Annotated in this window: 16 protein-coding genes; 11 read left to right on the plus strand and 5 right to left on the minus strand. The window is 65.7% G+C overall.

What is annotated here, in order from left to right; genetic code table 11:
• Positions 1–48 precede the first annotated feature (48 nt).
• Positions 49–483, plus strand: a complete 435-nt coding sequence (locus ACQR1D_RS13040; protein ID WP_315805837.1) for a universal stress protein — start codon at positions 49–51, stop codon at positions 481–483.
• Here ACQR1D_RS13040 and ACQR1D_RS13045 read toward each other — a convergent pair.
• Both ACQR1D_RS13045 and ACQR1D_RS13050 read right to left on the minus strand, forming a co-directional pair.
• The gene (locus tag ACQR1D_RS13045) at positions 480–1,703 is read right to left on the minus strand and encodes an MFS transporter (protein WP_434838225.1); all 1,224 of its coding nucleotides are present in this window, start codon (positions 1,701–1,703) and stop codon (positions 480–482) included. The genes ACQR1D_RS13040 and ACQR1D_RS13045 overlap by 4 nt on opposite strands.
• A gap of 102 nt (positions 1,704–1,805) precedes the next feature.
• Positions 1,806–2,597 (minus strand): class I SAM-dependent methyltransferase, encoded by a 792-nt coding sequence (locus ACQR1D_RS13050; protein ID WP_315805835.1) that lies wholly within the window; start codon positions 2,595–2,597, stop codon positions 1,806–1,808.
• Between the two features lie 200 nt (positions 2,598–2,797).
• Between ACQR1D_RS13050 and ACQR1D_RS13055 the strand changes: the two genes are divergently transcribed.
• Positions 2,798–4,180 carry an Nramp family divalent metal transporter gene (locus ACQR1D_RS13055; RefSeq protein WP_316181545.1) on the plus strand — a complete coding sequence of 461 codons (1,383 nt, stop codon included), beginning with the start codon at positions 2,798–2,800 and terminating at the stop codon, positions 4,178–4,180.
• An 82-nt stretch (positions 4,181–4,262) separates the two neighbouring features.
• Here ACQR1D_RS13055 and ACQR1D_RS13060 read toward each other — a convergent pair whose 3' ends face one another.
• From ACQR1D_RS13060 to hemB, 3 genes are all read right to left on the minus strand, one after another.
• On the minus strand, positions 4,263–5,039 hold the full coding sequence (locus ACQR1D_RS13060) for an arginyltransferase (RefSeq protein WP_315720511.1): 777 nt from the start codon (positions 5,037–5,039) through the stop codon (positions 4,263–4,265).
• A 91-nt stretch (positions 5,040–5,130) separates the two neighbouring features.
• Complete coding sequence (locus tag ACQR1D_RS13065) at positions 5,131–5,664, minus strand: RDD family protein (protein ID WP_434838224.1); 534 nt, start codon at positions 5,662–5,664, stop codon at positions 5,131–5,133.
• Between the two features lie 186 nt (positions 5,665–5,850).
• Positions 5,851–6,912: a porphobilinogen synthase gene (gene hemB, locus ACQR1D_RS13070; RefSeq protein ID WP_315805832.1), complete on the minus strand. Its 1,062-nt coding sequence runs from the start codon at positions 6,910–6,912 to the stop codon at positions 5,851–5,853.
• A gap of 221 nt (positions 6,913–7,133) precedes the next feature.
• Here hemB and ACQR1D_RS13075 point away from each other — a divergent pair, with 221 nt between their 5' ends.
• From ACQR1D_RS13075 to ACQR1D_RS13115, 9 genes are all read left to right on the plus strand, one after another.
• The gene (locus ACQR1D_RS13075) at positions 7,134–7,601 is read left to right on the plus strand and encodes a DUF6163 family protein (RefSeq protein WP_315711435.1); all 468 of its coding nucleotides are present in this window, start codon (positions 7,134–7,136) and stop codon (positions 7,599–7,601) included.
• 360 nt (positions 7,602–7,961) lie between these two features.
• Positions 7,962–8,474 carry a transcriptional regulator LdtR gene (gene ldtR, locus ACQR1D_RS13080; protein ID WP_008962376.1) on the plus strand — a complete coding sequence of 171 codons (513 nt, stop codon included), beginning with the start codon at positions 7,962–7,964 and terminating at the stop codon, positions 8,472–8,474.
• Between the two features lie 213 nt (positions 8,475–8,687).
• Entirely contained in the window at positions 8,688–8,912 is a 225-nt protein-coding gene (locus tag ACQR1D_RS13085; protein ID WP_315805831.1) for a hypothetical protein, read from the plus strand.
• 18 nt (positions 8,913–8,930) lie between these two features.
• Positions 8,931–9,152, plus strand: a complete 222-nt coding sequence (locus tag ACQR1D_RS13090; protein WP_006612770.1) for a hypothetical protein — start codon at positions 8,931–8,933, stop codon at positions 9,150–9,152.
• A gap of 182 nt (positions 9,153–9,334) precedes the next feature.
• Positions 9,335–9,739, plus strand: coding sequence for a hypothetical protein (locus ACQR1D_RS13095; RefSeq protein WP_434838223.1), 405 nt, complete (start codon positions 9,335–9,337; stop codon positions 9,737–9,739).
• A gap of 186 nt (positions 9,740–9,925) precedes the next feature.
• Positions 9,926–11,230 (plus strand): serine hydroxymethyltransferase, encoded by a 1,305-nt coding sequence (gene glyA / locus ACQR1D_RS13100; RefSeq protein ID WP_316181541.1) that lies wholly within the window; start codon positions 9,926–9,928, stop codon positions 11,228–11,230.
• 14 nt (positions 11,231–11,244) lie between these two features.
• Entirely contained in the window at positions 11,245–11,730 is a 486-nt protein-coding gene (nrdR, locus tag ACQR1D_RS13105; protein WP_011927287.1) for a transcriptional regulator NrdR, read from the plus strand.
• Entirely contained in the window at positions 11,727–12,878 is a 1,152-nt protein-coding gene (gene ribD / locus ACQR1D_RS13110; protein ID WP_434838222.1) for a bifunctional diaminohydroxyphosphoribosylaminopyrimidine deaminase/5-amino-6-(5-phosphoribosylamino)uracil reductase RibD, read from the plus strand. The genes nrdR and ribD overlap by 4 nt, the downstream gene beginning before the upstream one ends.
• On the plus strand, positions 12,878–13,486 hold the full coding sequence (locus tag ACQR1D_RS13115) for a riboflavin synthase (RefSeq protein WP_316237436.1): 609 nt from the start codon (positions 12,878–12,880) through the stop codon (positions 13,484–13,486). The genes ribD and ACQR1D_RS13115 overlap by 1 nt, the downstream gene beginning before the upstream one ends.
• Positions 13,487–13,503: the final 17 nt, after the last annotated feature.

Genomic DNA, 13,503 nt, shown 5'->3' on the forward strand with positions numbered 1-13,503 from the left:
CAGCAGAAGCGAGTCTGCCCAGCATTCTCCGCCGGGAGATGAAAGCTCATGTACAAACATATTCTGCTGCCGACCGATGGCTCCGATCTGTCCAAGGCCGCGATCAAGCACGGCATCGCGCTCGCCAAGGCGACCGGCGCCAAGGTCACGGCGCTGGTGGTGTCGACGCCGCTGCATTCGCTGGTCGTCGATCCCCACGCTGCGACCAAGGCGCTCGCGCAATACAAGTCGTTGGTGGCCGATCAGACCGCGAAATATCTCGATCATGTGAAGGACGATGCCGAGCAGGCCGGCGTGGCCTGCGCCACGCTGTGCGTCGAGCACGACAAGCCCTATGAGGCGATCGTCGAGACCGCGCGCAAGCAGCATTGCGATCTGGTGCTGATGGCTTCGCACGGGCTGCGCGGCGTGTCGGCGATCCTGGGCAGCGAGACCTTGAAGGTGCTGACGCATTCGACCGTGCCGATCCTGGTCTATCGCTAGGCGGGCTGCGGCTCCGGCTGGCGCGCGATCGCGACGACCGGCGAGGCGAGGATGACGAGCGCCTGCAGGCCGAAGATGGCGGCGACGAGGTAGAGACAGATGTCGGCGCCGTAGCGGCCGCCGACGACCGCGCCGAGCAGCGAGCCCAGCGGACGGGCGCCGTAGCTCAGGATGTTGATGGCCGAGACCCGCCCGAGCAGGCCGGCCGGCGTCACCGACTGCCGCAGCGTCGTGGTCGAGATCACCCAGAGGATCGGCCCGGCGCCGAGCAGGAAGAAGCTGAGCGCGGCCAGGAGAGGCGAAGGGACGACCGTGGTGAGCGCCATCACCAGCGCTGCGGTGAAGCCGGTGACGGGGCCGAGCCCGATGACGGTGCCGAACGGCAGAAGCCGCATGATGCGCGTCGCCAGCAGCGCGCCGCACACCATGCCGATGCCGAACATCGACAACACCGTGCCGACGCCTCCCGCCGACAGGCCAAGCCGGTGCACGGCATAGGGCACGAACACCGCGAGCAGCAGGAAATGCGCCGTGTTGAAGATGAATTGGGTCACGAACACCGGCCGCAGCAACGGATGATGCAGCACGAAGGCGGCGCCTTCCCTGATGTCGGCGAGCGGATGGCGGCGCGGCACGGGCGCGCGAGCGGGCTCGGCGATGCCGGCCAGGCAGATGGCTGCGGCCAGCGAGAGCGCCGCGGCGCAGCCGAAGGCGGGCGCGCCGCCGATCCAGCCGACCAGCACGCCGCCGAGCGCGGGCCCCGCCGCAAAGGCGATGGTGCGGGCAAGCTCGATGCGCGCATTGGCAGGCGCCAACTGGGCCGGGGCGACGAGGCTCGGCACCACGGCCGGCGCGGCGACGCTGAACACGACCGTGCCGCACACCGCTGCGAATCCGAGCGCCGCCAGCAGCGGCAGCGTGAGCACGCCGGCCGCCAAGGCGATGAGGATCGCGAGCAGCGCCAGCGCGCGAAGCGTCTCGGCCATGGCCATCAGCAGCCGTCTCGGCATCCGGTCGGCGAGCAGCCCCGCAGGGATCGCGAACAGCACGAAGGGCGCGGTCAGCGCCGTCTGCAGCAACCCGGTCTCGCCCTCGCCGACACCGAGCGCGAGCACCGCGACGATCGGTGCTGCGGCGAGCGCGATCTGCTCGGCCGATTGCGCGGTGAAGTTCGACCAGGCGAGGCGGTGGAAGGCGGCGGGCAGGGCGGAGGGAGACATGAACAGGAACCTGTTGTGATGATGCGGCCATCATCACTACGCCGCCTCCTTGCGCCCACCCGCTTCCTGATCTCCTGCATCGCCCCTCGCGCGGCGGACGGCCTATGCCGCGGTCGGTGCCTCGGCCAATCCCCATTCCGGAGGCAGCGTGCGGAACGCCAGATGCGTGCCCGCATTCAGCGGCGCCGTCTTGAAGCCGAACCGGTGCCAGGCCAGCGCCAGCGCATGCTGGGTGTAGATCGAGATGTGGCCGTTGCGCGGCGCGACGTACCACCAGGACATGCCCTGGCTGTCGAAATCGTCCGGCTGGGTCAATGTGGAGTAGAACACCGCGCCGGGCTCGGCCACGCAGGCCGCCATGGCTCCGATCGTCGCCAGCGGATCGGGCACGTGCTCGAGGGTCTCGAAGCAGGTCACGAGATCGAACTTGCGATCGGGGCGGGTCGCGTGCTCGGCCACCATCGGATCATAGGTGACCGCTTCGGCAAAGCCTTGAGCGCGCAGGCCGGTGCAGAACAGGTCGTTGCCGCCGCCGAAGTCGAGCACCCGCATCCCGGCCTTGTGCGGCGCCCAGAAGCGGGCCACGGCCGCCGCATTGTCGGTTGGCCGCTTGATCCGATAGTCTGGATCCACGGCTTCGTAGCCGTCGTTGTAAATGTGGGTCTTGAACTGCTCGATGCCCCAGTCGTCGAAGGCGTCCGTAAACAGGAAGCCGCAATCCGAGCAGCGCCGGTAGTAGATCGGCACGCCGGCCAGCGGCGGGCGATGTGCATGGGCCGTCTGGCAGGGGCGGTTCATGTCGACCACGCCGTAGAGAGAGGCAGGACCGTCACAGATCTTGCAGGGCACGGGCGCGTTCGTGACCGGTCGGAGACCGAGTTGGGGGGAGAGCATGTTGGATCCCGTCAGTGGGGCAGTGGCACCCGTCGCCGGCGGCACGCCGCGAGGGCCGCGCGCGAATCGGCAGCAACAGGCTCTCGCGATGATGAAGCGGTATCGGAGGATTTCTAGCCTCTCTGCGAGGCGCAGCCATAGGCGGGAGACGCACTTGCAAATAAGTTGCATTAAAGCTCGGTTTCGTCCAGGATGATGTCATGGACGCAAAATCGTCAGACCTTTCGCAACTGCACGCCATGGTTCCGCCGAGCGACCGCCTGATGAACGCAGGCTGGCGCGGCGAGCGCGGCGATCCGTCGCTCGGCGACATGTTCGCGACGGTACGAACCGCAACAAAAGGGTCGCTCTGGCGGAAGCTGCTGGCCTTTCTCGGACCCGGTTACCTTGTCGCCGTCGGCTATATGGACCCCGGCAATTGGGCGACGTCGCTCGCCGGCGGTTCCAAATTCGGCTACGTCCTGCTCTCGGTCGCGCTGCTGTCCAACCTGATGGCGATCGTGCTGCAGTCGCTCTGCACGCGGCTCGGCGTCGCCACCGGCCGCGACCTCGCCCAGGCCTGTCGCGACTCCACCCCGCGCTGGGTCTCGGTGCCGCTGTGGCTGTCGGCGGAGATCGCGATCACCGCCACCGATCTCGCCGAGGTGATCGGCACGGCGATCGGTCTCAGCCTGCTGTTCGGGCTGCCGCTGTCGATCGGCGTCTGCGTCACCGCGCTCGATGTCTTCCTGATCCTGGCGCTGCAGGCGTTCGGCTTTCGCTGGATCGAGGCCTTCGTGGTCGCGCTGCTCGGCATCATCGCGCTGTGCTTCGCGATCCAGATCGCGATGGCCGAGCCCGACTGGGCCGAGGTGGTGAAGGGCTTCGTGCCCAGCGGTCAGCTGATCGCCAATCCGGAGATGCTCTATCTGGCGCTCGGCATTCTCGGCGCGACCGTGATGCCGCACAATTTGTATCTCCATTCGGGCCTGGTCCAGACGCGCGGCTACGGCGACAGCCCGGAGGACAAGCGCGAGGCGATCACGCTTTCCACGATCGATTCCACCATCGCGCTGTGCCTGGCGCTGACGATCAACGCCTCGATCCTGATCCTGGCGGCGGCAACGTTCCACCGTACCGGACAGCGCGACGTGGCCGAGCTCGACCAGGCGCATTCCTTCCTGGCGCCGCTCCTGGGATCGACGCTGGCACCGACGCTGTTTGCAATCGCGCTGTTGTGTTGCGGCCTGAACTCGACGATCACCGCGACCCTGTCCGGCCAGATCGTGATGGAAGGCTTCCTCCACTGGCGGATCGCGCCCTGGCTGCGCCGGCTGATCACGCGCATGATCGCGATCGTGCCGGCGGTGGTGGTGACGATCTGGGCCGGCGAGAAGGCGACCGGGCAGCTCCTGATCCTCAGTCAGGTCGTGCTCAGCCTGCAACTGCCGTTCGCCATCGTGCCGCTGGTGCTGCTCACCGCGAGCCGCGCCAAGATGGGGCAGTTCGTGGCGCCGCGCTGGCTGACGGCGATTGCGAGCCTGATCGCGGTGGTGATCATCGCGCTCAATGCCAAGCTGGTGTGGGATCTGGCGATAGGTTGATGGAGGCGAGTAGCGAATAGGGAGTAGCGAATAGCGGTCGTTCAAATCCCTATTCGCTACTCCCTATTCGCCATTCGCTTCTTCATTCCTGCGGCTCCGGCGCGGTGTCGCCCTCGGCATCCACGCGGAGCCATCCGGCCGCCGCGAGCCGCTGCTGCGGCAGATAGCGGCTCTTGTAGTCCATCTTTTTCGAGCCCTCGATCCAGTAGCCGAGATAGACGTAGGGCAGGCCCTGGCGCCGCGCCCGGGCGATGTGGTCGAGGATCATGAAGGTGCCGAGCGAGCGCGTGGTCTCCGACGGGTCGAAGAACGAGTACACCATCGACAGGCCGTCGCTGAGCACGTCCGTCAGTGCCACCGCGACCAGCTCGCCACCGCGGGCGTTCGGACCGTTGCTCAGATTGCGGCGGCGGTACTCGATGATTCGCGTCTCGACATGGCTGTCCTCGACCATCATTGCGTAATCGAGCACCGTCATGTCGGCCATGCCGCCATGGCGATGGCGCTGATCGAGATAGCCGCGGAAGATCGAATATTGCTCCGACGTCGGCACCGCGCTGCGCTGCTCGCCGACCAGATCGGAATTGCGCGCGAGCACCTTGCGGAAGTTGCGCGAGGGGCGGAATTCGTTGGCGATCACGCGGACGGACACGCAGGCGCGGCACTGGTCGCAGGCCGGCCGGTAGGCGATCGACTGGCTGCGGCGGAAGCCGCCATGGGTCAGGAGGTCGTTGAGATCGGTCGCCTTGTCGCCGACCAGATGCGTGAACACCTTGCGCTCCTGCCGGCCCGGCAGATACGGGCAGGGCGATGGCGCGGTCAGGTAGAATTGCGGGGTGTCACGCGAATGCTGGGTCAAGGAACGTCGTGAGCCTCCGAGGCGATCATCAACAGAATTGCGCTCCGGAGGCGGCCGGTCAATCGCTTTTGCTGCGCCACCTGACGTCTCATCACGTGCGAGCCGGTTCAACCAGCTGCGAGCGCACCGACGTGTTGATCACGACGGTGCCGAGCACGAAGTCGTGCAGCAGCCGGCGGCGGCCGTTGAACAGTCCGATCAGCAGCACGAGCGGCGACAACACCGAGACGGAGATCCAGAAGCAGACCGCATGCACGGCACCGAGCACAAAGTAGCCCGGCGCGTCGTACCAGGTCCGGAGCTCCAGATCCATCACCCGCATGCCGATCGTCGCCGAGCTCGGGCCGCCGATCGTGGCGCCGTAGTAGACGATCGCCCAGATCACCGCGGCCGGCGACACCAGCCAGAACAACGCCCAGCCGAGCCCCAGCGTGACCAGGCCGAACACGGCGATGAAGATCACCGCCAGGATCACCGGGACGGAGAGCACCAGGAGATCGATCAGGAATGCAATCATCCGCCGCGTCAGCACACCGCGAAACAATTCCGGCTGCTGATAGGGGTCGTAGGCGTGCGGCCGGGCACCGGCACCGCCATTGCTATCGCTTGAACCCGTATACGCCATGAATCTGCCCTCCGGATTGGCTCAGAGGACATGGGAACCCCACTTCCGCTTGCAAGAGCCGTTCGTGCATGGGGCGCGGCAAATTTCCGGCGATTTCGCGATTTGCAAGCCCGCTTGTAAGCCGGCGCGCGCACATAGTCGGCGCGCCCGGAAGACCGCCGCAGACCCAGATCCCGAGGCGCCCGCTCAGCGCTGCTGCCGCAGCCGCTCGGCAGCCTGCGGGGCGAAATAGGTGAGCACACCGTCGGCGCCGGCGCGCTTGAAGGCGAGCAGGCTCTCCATCATCGCCCGGTCGCCGTCGATCCAGCCATTGTTGGCGGCCGCCGCGATCATCGCGTATTCGCCCGACACCTGATAGGCGAAGGTCGGCATGCTGAAGGTGTCCTTCACGCGCCTGACGACGTCGAGATAGGGCATGCCCGGCTTCACCATCACCATGTCGGCGCCCTCGGCGATGTCGAGCTCGACCTCGCGCAACGCCTCGTCGGAGTTGGCGCTGTCCATCTGGTAGGTCCGCTTGTCGCCGGTGAGCGTCTTGGCCGAGCCGATCGCGTCGCGGAACGGGCCGTAGAAGGCGGAGGCATATTTGGCCGCATAGGCCATGATCTGCACGTCGAGGAAGCCGGCCTGATCCAGCGCCTGGCGGATCGCGCCGACCCGGCCGTCCATCATGTCCGACGGCGCGATGATGTCGCAACCGGCCTCGGCCTGCACGAGGGCCTGGCGCACCAGCACCGCGACCGTCTCGTCGTTGAGGATGCGGCCGTCCCGGATCAAGCCGTCATGGCCGTGGCTGGTGAACGGATCGAGCGCGACGTCGCAGAGCACGCCGATCTCCGGAAACTCCTTCTTGATCGCGCGCACCGCCTGGCAGACCAGGTTGTCCGGGTTGCAGGCCTCGGAGCCGTGCTCGTCGCGCAGCGACGGCTCGGTGTAGGGGAACAGCGCGATGCAGGGGATGTCGAGCTTGGCGGCGCGTTCGGCATCGCGGACGATCTCGTCGACGCTGAGCCGTTCCACGCCCGGCATCGAGGCGACGGTGCTGCGGGTCCGGTCGCCCTGCACCACGAACAGGGGCCAGATCAGATCGTCCGTCGTGAGCACGTTCTCCCGCACCAGCCGGCGAGCCCACTCGGCCTTGCGGTTGCGGCGGGGGCGGATGGTGAGATCGAGCGCCGGTGTCGGTGCAGTGGCCGGGTTGCGCGCGGTGTCGCGCAGGTCGATCGGGCGCCCGAATTTGATCGCCATGGGGTGCTGGCTCCTTGAGCTGGCCGGCGAGCCGGAGGATTTGATTTGTTGTAATTCCAACAATCTGTAGCACTTCGGCCGCCGCCCGTCACTTGACCTGACGCAAGCGGCCCGGTTGATTTCCGGCCCGGTTGATTTCACGGTGCCGGCCGGCCAAGAATCGCCATGCTCCTGGTCTTGAGAGGCCCCAATGACGACCTGCCTGTTCTGCTCGAGCTGCCATGGCTGAGATTCCCTCGGCGCGAGATCTGGCGCGTGACAACGCCGCCATGTCGATTGCCGCCATGTCCTCGGATCGGCGCGAGAGCGACGATAATGTCTGGACGCGGCGGCTGGTGCTGTTCCTGCGGGTCATGGCCATGCTCTCGATCGCCAAGGGCCTTTATCATTGGGCCCAGGTGACCGGCTTCATCGGCGGCGAGGACGACGCGTTCGAGAACCAGGCGATGGCCTGGCAGGCGGCGACGGTCTATTTCGCGGTGATCGAACTCGTCGCCGCGGTCGGCCTGTGGCTGGCGACGCCGTGGGGCGCGGTGGTGTGGCTCACCACGGTCGTGTCGATGGCGGTCATCGAGCTGATGTTCCCCGGCATCTATGGCGGCAATCTGCTGGTGGTCGCGGGCGAGGCGATCATGCTCGCCGCCTACCTCGTGCTGGCCTGGATGGCGGCCCGCGAGCGGCCACCGTAGGTGGTGAGGAAAATTCGTTGCACGCTGTAAATCTTTTCAGCGCCATGCAAGTAATGTTTCGAACACCTTAAGAGCGCCTGCCACAGCTGTTACAGAGACCTTAGCGGCGCTACCCAAGCGTGTTTTGTAATGCGACAGGTGGGTGAAACAGAGCGCGAACATCGCGCCTCGACCGTCAACGGACTATTGCAAAAGCCTCTGTAATTACTGAATTAAAAGAGGATTCACTCTCCGCGATTCATTCTCTCTTTATGCTCTTATTTAAGGCGATCTTCAAAGCACGCCCCTTAAGTTCGTTCTATCAGACGGGACAAAAGTTTCGTCGAATAAGTCGACAAAAACGACGACAGGGGAAGTGTCATGATGAAAGCCGTTGCGACGGCCGTGGAGACTGCTGCGCCGGGCCAGGGCGGCACCGTCCAGTCGCTCTATCTGGAAGCTCTGACGCTGGTGGAGCGGCTGCATCGCCGCCTGCTCGACGTCATCAAGGACGAGTTCGACCGCCGTGGTCGTTCCGACATCAATTCGGTCCAGGCGCTGCTGCTCTATAACATCGGCGACAAGGAGCTGACCGCGGGCGAGCTGCGCACGCGCGGCTACTATCTCGGCTCCAACGTCTCCTACAACCTGAAGAAGCTCGTCGAGCTCGGCTTCCTCGATCACCAGCGCTCGCGCGTCGATCGCCGCTCGGTCCGCATCCGCCTGACCCCCCAGGGCCAGGAGATCCGCCGCATCGTCGACTCGCTGTATCAGAAGCACGTCAAGACCGTGGAGCAGGTCGGCGGCATTTCGAGCGAGGAGTTCTCAACGCTCAACAAGTCGCTGCACCGCCTCGAGCGGTTCTGGACCGACCAGATCCTGTATCGTCTCTGAGCCGGCTTCATCGTTTCGGCTGATCCGGCCTCAGACATCGAGAGCCAAGACCGGACAGCCCTCGATCCTCTGAGTTCGACCTTGCGTCGGCCCCTGCTGGGCCGGCGCTTTTTTCTTTTGTCGTGGCTCACTTCGTTCGCTGTTGCGAAAAACATCCACTCCGAACTGGAACCAATATCGCCTCTCGGACTTGTCTCCCGCGGAGGTCGGGTGATGCTGCACGATTACGGAATGCAGGTCATGAACGTGGAGCTGGTGAGCGACGCCTATGCGATCGCGGCCAACTACCTGCGGCTGTCGGGGGCGATGACGGATACCATCACGCCGAACGAGCAGCTCGTCGACATGATCGTACAGCTGATTCACCGCGGAGAATTCAACAAGCTCAGACTCGCGAACAAGGCGATCTCGATGTTCGAGATGGCCTCTGCGGCCTGACCATCAAGAGGGGATGATATGGAAGCTGCCATCGATCGGATCATGCATACCTACGACCTGCTGGCGAACCGCACCGCGGCGGCCAGCGAGGAAGCGCGGCGCAAGGTCAGCGCCTACATCCAGACCTTGTTCGAAGCCGGCGAGCGTGACCCGCATCGTCTCACGGTGTGCGGCCTGACCTACCTGCGCCAGCTCGACGGCCGCGTCGATCCGGTGAAGGCCGGCTACACCGGCCTCTGATGTCGTCGGCGCGCGATGGCTCGCGCGACGCTTGCCTCATGATACCGACAACCTGTATGAGACCGTCCGGTTTCATGCAGGTTGTTTGTTTTTGGGGAATCGATGCGTTTGGTGTCCCGAGTTATTGCCACGGCGGGACTCTTGGCCTTCGCGTGGGAGAGCTGAGTCTGCCCACGAGGAGCATGGCTGAGACGGTCTGGCCCCAGAAGGGACCGAACAGTCGAGAAGCACTGGCCCGAGTTGGAGCCTGCGCGGAGACGACGATCACGAAAATTGCTGGTCGGTTCGATGAGCCGCTGTCGCCGACCCCGTTCAAGCTCGGCGAGAAGCTCGACGAGTATGGTGAGCCCATAATGGATCAGGGCGTCCACGTGCTGTACCAGAACGGCGCCGAGCAGATCGACTCGGCATGGAATGCCGCCGTCGCGCATTCCAAACTGGGCGATCCCGTGCGGCTCTGCACCGTCTGGAAGCCGAAGAAATGCCCGCCCGGCGATGACCGGGGACGAATCTACAAGGCGACCAATCTCCGGACCAAGAAAACCTGGCAGATGTCGGAAAGCTGGCACTCCTGTGGCGGGGCCTGAGCAGGGGGCTTGCTCCAGCGGCCGTCCACCATATCTGGCGCAAATATCCGGTTTGACCCGCAACCGCTTGGTCTGTCCCTTGGCCTGCCGCCGCCCGTATGGTAAGGGCAGGGGTCTTTTCCGACCGCCTTCACTGAACCGACCGCCGGCCGCCCAAGGCCTTGCGGACGTGGAGATATTCCGCCGATGACCGCTTCCAGCGCCAAGCCCGCCTCGTCAGTCGATTCCTTCTTCTCCGCCACCCTGGCCGAGGCCGATCCCGAGATCGCTGCCGCCATCAAGGGTGAACTCGGTCGGCAACGACACGAGATCGAGCTGATCGCTTCGGAGAACATCGTCAGCCGCGCGGTCCTGGAAGCCCAGGGCTCGGTGATGACCAACAAGTATGCCGAGGGCTACCCGGGCGCGCGCTATTATGGCGGCTGCGAATGGGTCGACGTCGCCGAGAACCTCGCGATCGACCGCGCCAAGAAGCTGTTCGGCGCCAATTTCGCCAACGTCCAGCCGAACTCGGGCAGCCAGATGAACCAGGCGGTGTTCCTGGCGCTCCTGCAGCCCGGCGACACCTTCATGGGCCTCGACCTCGCCGCCGGCGGCCATCTGACCCACGGCTCGCCGGTCAACATGTCCGGCAAGTGGTTCAAGGCCGCGCACTACACCGTGCGCCGCGACGACCACCTGATCGACATGGATGCGGTCGCCAGGCAGGCCGAGGAGGTCAAGCCGAAGCTGATCATCGCTGGCGGCAGCGCCTATTCGCGCCCGTGGGATTTCAAGCGCTTCCGCGAGATCGCCGACAGCGTCGGCGCCTATCTGCTGGTCGACATGGCGCACTTCGCCGGTCTCGTTGCGGGTGGCGTCCATGCCTCCCCGGTGCCCTACGCTCACGTCACCACGACCACCACGCACAAGTCGCTGCGTGGTCCGCGCGGCGGCCTGATTCTGTGGAACGACGAGCAGTTCACCAAGAAGTTCAACTCGGCGATCTTCCCGGGCCTGCAGGGCGGCCCGCTGATGCACGTGATCGCGGCCAAGGCGGTGGCCTTTGCCGAGGCGCTGCGGCCCGAGTTCAAGGTCTACGCGAAGAACATCGTCGAGAACGCGAAGGCGCTGGCGGAATCGCTGCGCGCCCAGGGCTTCGACATCGTCTCCGGCGGCACCGACAACCATCTGATGCTGGTCGACCTCCGGCCGAAGAGCCTGAAGGGGAACGTCTCGGAGAAGGCGCTGGTCCGCGCCGGCATCACCTGCAACAAGAACGGCATTCCGTTCGACCCCGAGAAGCCGTTCGTCACCTCCGGCCTGCGACTCGGTACGCCTGCCGCGACCACCCGTGGCTTCGGCGTCGCTGAATTCCAGCAGGTCGGCAGCCTGATCGCCGAGGTGCTGAACGCGATCGCGCAGGCGCCGGACGGCAGCGCGCCGCTGGTGGAAGCTGCGGTCAAGGCGAAGGTGAAGGCGCTGACCGACCGGTTCCCGATCTATCAGTAAGGCTTGAAGCCACAATGCGCTGCCCGAGCTGCAACAGCCTCGATACGCAGGTGAAGGACTCCCGCCCCACCGAGGATTCCTCGGTGATCCGGCGGCGGCGGGTCTGCGTCACCTGCAACTTCCGCTTCACGACCTTCGAGCGGGTGCAGCTGCGCGAACTCACCGTCATCAAGCGCAATGGCCGCCGCGTTCCGTTCGACCGTGACAAGCTGATGCGCTCGGTGCAGATCTCGCTGCGCAAGCGTTCGGTCGATCCTGAAAGGGTCGAGAAGATGGTCTCGGCGATCGTGCGCGAGCTCGAGAGCGGCGGCGAGTCCGAGGTGTCCTCGGAGGCGATCGGCGAGATCGTGATGGAGCATCTGCGCGATCTCGACGACGTCGCCTATGTCCGCTTCGCCTCGGTGTACCGCAATTTCCGGGAGGCCAAGGACTTCGAGGCCGTGCTCGGCGAGCTCTCGGCCGAGGACGAGACGCCGCGGCTGGCGCCGGTCCGCAAATGATCTTCCGGGTCCTGGTCGATCAGGTCGGCGAGAAGCTGAAGGCGCAGAAGGACGCCGACCGCCGCTTCATGCAGCTCGCGCTGTCGCTCGGCCGTCGCGGGCAGGGGCGGACCTGGCCTAACCCGGCGGTCGGCGCCGTCGTGGTCAAGGACGGCGTCATCATCGGCCGCGGCTGGACCCAGCCCGGTGGACGCCCTCATGGCGAGCCCGAGGCCTTGAATCGCGCCGGCAAGGCCGCGAAGGGCGCCACACTCTATGTGACGCTGGAGCCATGCTCGCATTTCGGGAAGTCGCCGCCTTGCGTCGATGCCGTCATCGCAGCCGGAATCAGCCGCGTCGTGTCCGCGATCGAGGATCCCAATCCCGAGGTCGCAGGGCAGGGGCATGCGAAGCTCCGCGCTGCCGGCATCCAGGTCGAAGTCGGCCTCTGCTCTGCGGACGCGAGGCGTGACCATGCCGGCCATTTCCGCCGCATCCGCGATGGCCGGCCGCATGTGATCCTGAAGCTTGCCGTCTCGGCCGACGACAAGATCGCGGCCAGCGGCAACAAGCCGGTCGCCATCACCGGCGAGGCGGCGCGGACGCGCGTGCATCTGTTGCGTGCCCAAAGCGACGCGATCCTGATCGGCGTGCGCACCGCGATCGCCGACGATCCGCTGCTGACCTGCCGGCTGCCCGGCATGGAGCCCCGCTCGCCGGTCCGGGTGGTGCTCGATCCGATGTTGCGGCTGCCCATGACCAGCCGTTTGGTGCAATCAGCGCGAACCACGCCGCTCTGGATGGTCGCGTCAGCGCTTGCCGAGCCCGCGGCGGCGACTAAGCTCGGTGCTGCCGGTGCCCAGGTGATCGGCGTGCCGCCGCAGGCCGAGCCCTCGGCGCTGGAGCTCCCCGCCGTGCTCAAGGCGCTGGCTGAGAAGGGCATCACCCGCCTGATGATCGAGGGCGGCAGCCGCGTCGCCTCATCCTTCATGGCGAGTGGCCTGGTCGATGAAATCTGGCTGCTGCGCGGTCCCGGCGAGATCGGGGCCGACGGCATCGCTGCGCTGGACGCATTGCCGCTGACCGCAATCACGCAGTCGCCGGCCTATCGCGTTCGTGCTAGCGAAACGCTCGATCCCGACACCCTTACGATTTACGAGCGCGCGTAATGTTTACCGGCATCGTCACCGACATCGGCGAGATCGCCAGCCTGACGCCGCGGACCGAGGGCAAGCTGCACCGGCTGCGCATTGCCTGCCATTATGACCAGGCCAGCATCGCCGATGGCGCATCCATCGCCAACAATGGCGTCTGCCTCACGGTCGTGCAGTCCGGCGTCACCGATGGGAAGACCTGGTTCGAGGTCGACGCCGCAGCAGAGACGCTGGCACTGACCACGGCCAAGCACTGGCGCGTCGGCACAAAGCTGAACCTCGAGCGGGCCCTGAAGATCGGCGACGAGCTCGGTGGCCACATCGTCGCAGGCCATGTCGATGGCATCGCGACCATCGTCAGCCGCGACGACCTGCCGGATATGGCGCGGTTCGTGCTGAAGACAACGCGGGATCTGGCGCGCTTCATCGCCACCAAGGGCTCAGTCACCCTCGACGGCGTCTCGCTCACGGTCAACACCGTCGACGAACTGGCCTTCTCGGTGCTGATCATTCCGCATACGCTGTCGGTCACGACGCTGTCGTCCTGGCAGGCCGGCAGCGAGGTCAATCTCGAGGTCGACCTGATGGCGCGCTATGCCGCGCGCCTCACGGAAATGAAGTAGCCTCGAAGGGGGCTTTC

The organism is Bradyrhizobium sp. HKCCYLRH2047, from assembly GCF_051168175.1.
GTDB lineage: Bacteria > Pseudomonadota > Alphaproteobacteria > Rhizobiales > Xanthobacteraceae > Bradyrhizobium.

Coding starts and splice junctions, on each gene's coding strand:
- glyA (WP_316181541.1), top strand. CDS start 9,926: ATGACCGCTTCCAGCGCCAAGCCCGCCTCGTCAGTCGATTCCTTCTTC.
- hemB (WP_315805832.1), bottom strand. CDS start 6,912: ATGGCGATCAAATTCGGGCGCCCGATCGACCTGCGCGACACCGCGCGC.
- ACQR1D_RS13065 (WP_434838224.1), bottom strand. CDS start 5,664: ATGGCGTATACGGGTTCAAGCGATAGCAATGGCGGTGCCGGTGCCCGG.
- ACQR1D_RS13085 (WP_315805831.1), top strand. CDS start 8,688: ATGCTGCACGATTACGGAATGCAGGTCATGAACGTGGAGCTGGTGAGC.
- ribD (WP_434838222.1), top strand. CDS start 11,727: ATGATCTTCCGGGTCCTGGTCGATCAGGTCGGCGAGAAGCTGAAGGCG.
- ACQR1D_RS13045 (WP_434838225.1), bottom strand. CDS start 1,703: ATGTCTCCCTCCGCCCTGCCCGCCGCCTTCCACCGCCTCGCCTGGTCG.
- ACQR1D_RS13115 (WP_316237436.1), top strand. CDS start 12,878: ATGTTTACCGGCATCGTCACCGACATCGGCGAGATCGCCAGCCTGACG.
- ACQR1D_RS13095 (WP_434838223.1), top strand. CDS start 9,335: ATGGCTGAGACGGTCTGGCCCCAGAAGGGACCGAACAGTCGAGAAGCA.
- ACQR1D_RS13090 (WP_006612770.1), top strand. CDS start 8,931: ATGGAAGCTGCCATCGATCGGATCATGCATACCTACGACCTGCTGGCG.
- ACQR1D_RS13075 (WP_315711435.1), top strand. CDS start 7,134: ATGGCTGAGATTCCCTCGGCGCGAGATCTGGCGCGTGACAACGCCGCC.
- ACQR1D_RS13050 (WP_315805835.1), bottom strand. CDS start 2,597: ATGCTCTCCCCCCAACTCGGTCTCCGACCGGTCACGAACGCGCCCGTG.
- ldtR (WP_008962376.1), top strand. CDS start 7,962: ATGATGAAAGCCGTTGCGACGGCCGTGGAGACTGCTGCGCCGGGCCAG.
- ACQR1D_RS13055 (WP_316181545.1), top strand. CDS start 2,798: ATGGACGCAAAATCGTCAGACCTTTCGCAACTGCACGCCATGGTTCCG.
- nrdR (WP_011927287.1), top strand. CDS start 11,245: ATGCGCTGCCCGAGCTGCAACAGCCTCGATACGCAGGTGAAGGACTCC.
- ACQR1D_RS13040 (WP_315805837.1), top strand. CDS start 49: ATGTACAAACATATTCTGCTGCCGACCGATGGCTCCGATCTGTCCAAG.